The sequence below is a fragment of the Corynebacterium sp. KPL1818 genome (assembly GCF_000478135.1).
Taxonomy (GTDB): domain Bacteria; phylum Actinomycetota; class Actinomycetes; order Mycobacteriales; family Mycobacteriaceae; genus Corynebacterium; species Corynebacterium accolens.
On the sequence record NZ_KI515761.1, the window covers coordinates 1 to 4,480 of the forward strand.

Sequence of the window (4,480 nt, forward strand, 5' to 3'; positions counted from 1 at the left end):
AACTCATCGTCTCCGACGAGTGCCGCTTGCCTATCGACGCGCTTGGGAATGGACAACTCGACCTCAAACGGTAAAGGATCGCCTCCGTCTTCCGCGCGTTCCGACCATTCCAGAGCTGAGCCCTGTCGGTCTAAATCTGTGACAGTCACGGTCTTTTCTCGGTGGGCGAAAACCGTAGCGAGAAACATCGTTGTAGTGGTCTTGCCAACGCCACCTTTGGCGTTAATGGCGGTAATGATCATGGCTTCTCCTAAGTGGATGCGTCATTGCGTCTACTAGTTTACAGATTTCAGGAAATACTGCTTTACAGGTCTACAGGCATACGTACATACAGCTTACCGTAAACTATAAACGTGCTGGTAGATGAGCATTTTAGTTCTCTTTATTGTCATGCTCTACAGACAGACCGGCGAGCATGATGCGGTAAAACTCGTTTTCAATGCTCTTATCTTCGAAGTCCGCTGCGACGTGTTCCCAGTGATATTCCTCTAACTGGGGCAGCATCGCAGTAACTGCCATCTTGAGGTAGAAGCCGCGACTACGACCAGTACGGGCACACAAAGTATCTAAGCGCTCGATGATGTCTTCTGGCATCCGTACAGATACCACTCGTCCTGACTTGTGGGGGCCTTGAACCATGGCCGGGAGTCCTTTCACTTATTGCGTAAACAATGTTTACAGTTTGCTTCGCGGCGGTGTAGATATTTTCCACAGCGGTAACTCTCCACTATGTAAACATTGTTTACCATAGGCTCGGAGTCGACGAGGAGGGGACGGACTTTTACTAAAGCTCTGGACCGTCGTCGCTGGGGGTGTTGTCTAGCCAGTTGTCTTGGTCATTGCCGTAGTCGTTATCTGCAGCAGCTTGCTGGTAGATGCGGGATGCCATCTCGTCATCTGCGGTAGCACTCATGCCGAGCGAGTCGAGGAAGTCCATAGACTTCTTCAGGCCTTGCATATCGCGACGTTGGGTAGACAGTGTGTCGAGTTCGGTCTCCAACTGGCGAATCGGGGTAGTAAAGCTCTCGCGATAGTCCACAGCTTGGTCGTAGTGCTGCGCGACTTTATCGCGCAGTCGGATTGCTTCATCGAGGATTGCTTGATCCTCCTTGCCGTGGCGTAGTCTGCCGAAAAAGCCCCTCGTGTTCTTTTCTTCTGCGGACTCACGAACCACCTGCTCTTGCTGTTCGCATTGCTTCCCGAGCTGCTCAACCGCCTGGTTGGCTTGGTCGTACTCACCGCGCAGCGTTTCTAGCTGGGCGCTGACTCGGTCTATCTCGGTATCGAGGTTCCCCAGGGCATCGCCAAAGTCCTGTTCCGTCTGCTCGCAAGGGGATGCGAGCTCTGGCTGTGCCACCTCATCGGTACTGTCGGCTTGAGCGCGAGCATGGAAGTCGACGAAGCGGGCTTCGCGCTTAGCGGCAAACGCCTGCATGTAGGCACCCATCTCGGTGCCAGCAAAAGGACTATCAGTATCTATATGGGTAGGGTGATTGACCAGTTTGGCCAGTTCCCAGTCCTGCTTGGCCTGTCCAAATAGTGCTTGAGGTGTGCGGTCACCTTGGGCGCGCACGCCTGCAGACACCAAGAGGTCGCGGGCGTACTCGGCAGACTCGCGCCGAGAAACCTGGTGTATCTGGCCGTGCCCGGTCTCGGTATCTCCCGGTTGAGTCTCTGCGATGTAGAGGAAGTTACCTTCACGTCCACGGGTCATAGGCACGTAAACGCTAGCTTTATCCAGGTTGCCGACACCAGCGACAACGCGAGCTACATCTACGGTCACACCTTGGGAACTATGCCCGGTAGCGGCATAACCGAGTTGGACATGTTTTTCCAGGTAATCGCTATTTAACGTCACTGTGGCAGAAGTATCGTCACATCGACGGGCGGTAATCGAGCCGTCATAACCGATGGAATCAACAACCCAGCGTTGACCATTGCGCACCATATCCCCGCTGCTAGTAATCAGCTTCGAGTCATTACGACGAGTCAGGACTACATCACCAACGCCAGCTTCCAGACCATCAGACAAGCACAATCGGTTCTCAGCGTTAATCTCGCCGCGCTCGGCGCGAATCTTCTGTGCCGCAGCATTAAGCGCGGTGACCTGATCGCGAGTGGAAGCAACCAGCAATGACTGCTTGCCTGCGGCAGTATCCTCGCGCCACCCAGCCAAAGCATCGTCCATCATGGCCGTTACCGAACCAGCATGCAGGCGCTCATGGCGCATATACCACTCGGCGGCACGGGAAACGTCTGCTTCTTCGCCACCGCGCAACCACTTCGATGCTTCACGCTCACCGGCATCACACTGGCGAAACACCTCGGTTAGTTCGACCGCATCAGGAAGCTCATGAGACAAGGTAGCCAGCAGACCAGAGCGTGCCTTAACCGCCGAATACTGCTCTGGATCACCGACAAAAACCACACGCGAACCTGCGGCACTAGCCGTCTCCAGCACGCGAATCGTATCCGGGTTAGACACCATGCCGGCTTCATCTACGACTAGGACGGTGTCCTGTCCCCACCCCAACTTCGCCGCTGTTTGCTCCGGTGTCAGCTCGCCTGTGCCAACATATGCGCGGGCAATCGTCATGGATTCATCAGCCACATTCTCGCCCACCATCACATCAGCAGCCTTGCCAGTCGGCGCTAGACCCACGACGTGTTTACCGGCCTGATTCCATGCCTTGTGCGCTGCTTTAAGTGAAGACGTCTTACCGGCACCGGCAGGCGCGACTACCACAGAAGCCAGATAATCAGAGCTGACAACCGCGCGCATAGCGTCCGCCTGGGCAAGTGATAGTTCACCTTCAACCGGCTGAATCGACTCAGCAGTAACCCCGCGCTCAACCCGTGCGGTAGCCATATCAACAGCCCGTTCAACCTCGTCGACAACCTCGACAGTGGTGTACTTCTGCGAGCCTTCGCGCTGGGTATTATCCAGCTCGCGGGATTTCTCCGGAGTCACCGACCACGTTCCTTTTTCACCCAACGCAGCATCGACAAGCCGCTCCACAGTGGCAGTCATATCCTGCGGAGAAACTGCGCCAGGGCGGATAAGTTCCGCTGCTTTTTCAGCTACATCGGCACGAGTAAACGTGGAGCGTTCTGCGATAACCTCGGCCAAAATCTGGGCAGGTTTCGGCAAGAAATCCTCCCCCAATTCACGCGAGTCCTCTTTACCTCTTGGCTCCAGTCCGTCCACAAACGCACGCACCGTTGCGCCATGTTCGGCACTAGCCCACTCGGTTTCTAACTCGTCTAGTGGAGTCTCGGTATCCTTAGTGCGGCGGGTGATTTTCTGCGCGATGCGCTCATACGCCGCCCGCGTCTCCAGCCCATTATCGGCCTGCCACTGGTCAATCTCACGCGCCCTAGTCGAATACGACTCAAGCAATTCTGGGTCATCAAGACCGACGATTTCCGCGCACCCATTGACCACATCACCGAACTCCACACCAAGTTTTCGACTCAGAATTTCGCGCACCGTGGCCTGATAAACCATGCCCGCCGCGCGCGCTTCGTGATACAAACTAACCCCATCCAGAGTGCGAGCCTTGCCGTCCTGGCACAACTGCTTATTCGCCAACAACACGTGGGAATGGACGTGAGGATCACCCGCACGTGAAGTTCGGTGTTCATATTTCACGCCAGAAATACCCGCCAATTTTTCAATGATCAGACGCTTCTTTGACGCAGCAGGGTCTTGCTTTCGCGTATAGCCGGCATGCTCTGATAAGTAATCCAATGCCTGACTTACTGCCGCCTGGTGGGCTTCATCAACGATGCTACGAACCGAAGAATCAGCACCCATACCCCACAACAATGAAACAGATTTCGGCGCACAAAACGTCAGATCGAACCCCGGAACCCCTTTATCCCCGAGAACTTTTCCAAGCTTTACACCACTCGGGGCAACCGCCTTATTGAACCAATCCTCAACTGTTTTTCCCGACACAACAGCGCCGTTTTCGGCACCCAAAAACGCCGAAACCTCGGCCACTTTTTCACCCCGAAGCCACACCGAAGCTGGCTGCTTTCCGTCCTCGGAATAGTACGAATCCGGCCCTCGATTCTCATCAACCGTGGACTGATAATAGGCCACAGAATGCGCGCCCATCTTCGCGATAGTCAGCACGCACGCCACCTCCTCTAACCAGCACGGTGAGCATCTGAACACCCCTAAGCACTTCTAGTGCAAATGTACCATGAACTAAATCGCTTGCGCTCTAGTTGAGCGAGGAGAGGAGCAGTCATTTCGACGGCGCTGGTCGTGTCAGGCAATCGCTAGCGGTAACTGCGAGCGTCAGGATGTGACAATCACACGGGCCCCGGAAGTCGCGCACGCGACTTCCGGGGCAGCACCAAACCACGAGCGGAGGACGCTCGGTTGAGAATGCGAACGCCGCCCATCCTCTGGGCAAGGACAGGCAGTGTTCTTGCCAGCGGGGCAAGTAGAGCACTCGGGGGGGGGGGG

3 protein-coding genes are annotated in these 4,480 nt (G+C 55.5%); all 3 read right to left on the minus strand.

Features of this window, described 5'->3' with window-relative positions; all coding sequences use genetic code 11:
* On the minus strand, positions 1 to 242 hold a 242-nt coding region (locus HMPREF1261_RS12060; RefSeq protein ID WP_023031155.1), incomplete at its 3' end, for a ParA family protein.
* 130 nt (positions 243 to 372) lie between these two features.
* Entirely contained in the window at positions 373 to 594 is a 222-nt protein-coding gene (locus HMPREF1261_RS12065; RefSeq protein ID WP_034658549.1) for a hypothetical protein, read from the minus strand.
* A 190-nt stretch (positions 595 to 784) separates the two neighbouring features.
* On the minus strand, positions 785 to 4,183 hold the full coding sequence (gene mobF, locus HMPREF1261_RS12070; protein ID WP_304412997.1) for a MobF family relaxase: 3,399 nt from the start codon (positions 4,181 to 4,183) through the stop codon (positions 785 to 787).
* Positions 4,184 to 4,480: the final 297 nt, after the last annotated feature.

What these genes read in the sequence shown, in the direction of transcription:
- HMPREF1261_RS12065 (WP_034658549.1), bottom strand. Translation starts at nt 594, where the DNA reads ATGCCAGAAGACATCATCGAGCGCTTAGATACTTTGTGTGCCCGTACT.